Origin of the sequence: Kitasatospora sp. NPDC093558, from assembly GCF_040683475.1 — a bacterium.
Lineage (GTDB): Bacteria > Actinomycetota > Actinomycetes > Streptomycetales > Streptomycetaceae > Kitasatospora.
The window spans coordinates 1-1,040 of record NZ_JBFBDY010001403.1; the positions used below are offsets into that span (position 1 = coordinate 1).

2 protein-coding genes are annotated in these 1,040 nt (G+C 73.7%); both read left to right on the forward strand.

What is annotated here, in order from left to right; all coding sequences use genetic code 11:
- On the forward strand, positions 1-348 hold a 348-nt coding region (locus AB0O00_RS41350; RefSeq protein ID WP_363659804.1), incomplete at its 5' end, for a hypothetical protein.
- 86 nt (positions 349-434) lie between these two features.
- A complete protein-coding gene (locus AB0O00_RS41355) occupies positions 435-875 on the forward strand; it encodes an ester cyclase (RefSeq protein ID WP_363659805.1) in 441 nt (146 codons plus the stop codon).
- Positions 876-1,040: the final 165 nt, after the last annotated feature.

Consider the following 1,040-nt stretch of genomic DNA (forward strand, 5'->3'; position numbering starts at 1 on the left):
GTCGTCACCCCGGCCGCGGGTGCCGACGGCCCCGAGGCGCGCGCCGCGCTGGAGCGACTCCCGTCCGGCGTCCGCACGGTGCGCGTCGACCTGCCCGGCTCCGGCGCCGGCCGCCGGGAGCTCGCCGGGCTGCTGCGCACGGCCGCCGCCGAGGCGCCGGCCGTCGCGGGCGTGCTCTCGCTGCTCGCCCTGGACCGCACCCCGCTGCCGGGCGCCCCGGCGCTCCCGGCCGGCGCGGCGGCCACCGCCGCCCTGGTCGGCGCGCTGCACGACACCGCCCTGCGCGCGCCGCTGTGGTGCGCGGGCGACGCCGTGCCGGCCGCCGTCCGGGTGCCGCTCACCGCCTGAGCGGGCACCTCGGAGACCCACCTGACCACCTGACCACCTGACCACCTGACCACCGCAACACACCCACCGAGAAGAGGAATCCGCACATGAACGTCGACGAGCAGAAGGCCGCCGAGGCGCTCCTCGGGCGCTACCTGTCCGAGCACCTGAACGGCCGCAACGACGACGTCCTGGAGGAGTTCATCCACCCGGACTTCGTCCACCACACCGACGAGACGGCGCTGGGCTTCGAGAACACCGAGCCGGACCTGGAGGGCATCAAGGCCGGCATGGTCGAGATGCGCGAGAAGCTCGACCCCACCTACGAGTTCGAGATCGTCAAGTGGGAGGACGACTGGGTGCACCTCAACTGGACCTTCCACGGCGTGCACCGCGGCACCGTGATGGGCCTGGAGGCCACCAACAAGCCGTTCACCATCCACTACACCGGCCGCACCCGCTTCAAGGACGGCCGCATCATCGACGCCCAGAACGAGTGGGACCCGGCCGCCACCCTCGAGGTCGTCAAGGCCCAGATCTACAGCTGAGACGGCCGGACAACCAGGAACCGAGGCCCGTGGAGGGGAATCTCATGCACGCGCACCACGGACGACCGCAGCCGGTCGCCCTGCTCCCCCTGTCCGGGGAGGACCCACAGGCGTTCGCCGACCGGGCCGCCGCCTGGGCGGCGGCGCCGGAGCAGGGCCGCGGTG

Bases quoted from the DNA above. Each gene is read 5' to 3' on its own strand.
- AB0O00_RS41355 (WP_363659805.1), top strand. From the start codon at position 435: ATGAACGTCGACGAGCAGAAGGCCGCCGAGGCGCTCCTCGGGCGCTAC.